The sequence below is a fragment of the Cryobacterium sp. MLB-32 genome (assembly GCF_000738085.1).
Taxonomy (GTDB): Bacteria; Actinomycetota; Actinomycetes; order Actinomycetales; family Microbacteriaceae; genus Cryobacterium.
This window is the reverse complement of the sequence record NZ_JPRS01000480.1, coordinates 1-838: the sequence shown is the minus strand read 5'-3', so window position 1 is coordinate 838 and position 838 is coordinate 1. Positions and strand designations below refer to the sequence as shown.

Annotated in this window: 1 protein-coding gene; it reads right to left on the bottom strand. The window is 55.7% G+C overall.

Annotated features, from left to right (window positions below; translation table 11 throughout):
- Positions 1-258 precede the first annotated feature (258 nt).
- Entirely contained in the window at positions 259-582 is a 324-nt protein-coding gene (locus JF66_RS19505; RefSeq protein WP_035880546.1) for a hypothetical protein, read from the bottom strand.
- Positions 583-838 lie beyond the last annotated feature (256 nt).

Sequence of the window (838 nt, the reverse complement as noted above, 5' to 3'; positions counted from 1 at the left end):
GGCTTGGTCATGAACGCGTCACGATCACCCTTGCTGGGTCGTCCCCGATTTATCCTTGCCATGAGACCAGTAAAGCGCACGATTTCGTTTAAGGAAACGACATCCCACCGGCGTGTCGGAGGTCAGTCATTAAAGTCTCGCCTGCGACTGGTCCTGCAAAGTTGCTGACACCACTGAACTGCATTAAGACCCAGTAGATACCAACCTGGAAGATCTGTTGTCTTTGCCGCCGGCAAGGCGGCGTACGAGCACTGTGGTTCAGCCCAGAACGAATTCGAGTGCTTGGCCGAAGTCGTGGGTGATGCGGTCGCGGCGCGCGGTGAGCCTGGTGGTGGACGGGCGGCGGATGACGCCTTCGGGGGCATCGTCTTCGATGTATCCCAGGGCGCGCAGTTCGATCAATGCGCCGTGAATGGCCGGGCGGCTCATGACGTTATCGAGAGCGTCAAAGAGCTCACCGTAATTGAGAGGCTGAGGCAGCAGCGCGCGGAGCACGAGGATGCGGGCGGGAGCGGCGAATAGCTCCTGAAACACCTTCACCCGCGCCGGGGCGTTCTTCATCAGGATCTCAGACCGTGCCATGCCCCCAGTGTGGCGCAAATCTCCGCTAAAGCGATCCGTGCGCGAAATTTGGACGGGTTGATGCGCATGTATCTATTTAGGGAGCGAAAATACTGCTCCGGGAGTGTCGGTGGTCGGCAGTAAAATTCGCCCGATCATTTAATGCGCGATACGAAACCACTTAAACAGCTCAGAATCAGGAAATTTTGTCGCGACTTAACATTTATTTTTTCTACTTTGGGGGGTAGTTTCCAAAGCCTGAAAGTGGGATTATTGT

Excerpts from the sequence above, each read along its gene's own strand:
- JF66_RS19505 (WP_035880546.1), bottom strand. The coding sequence starts at position 582 with ATGGCACGGTCTGAGATCCTGATGAAGAACGCCCCGGCGCGGGTGAAG.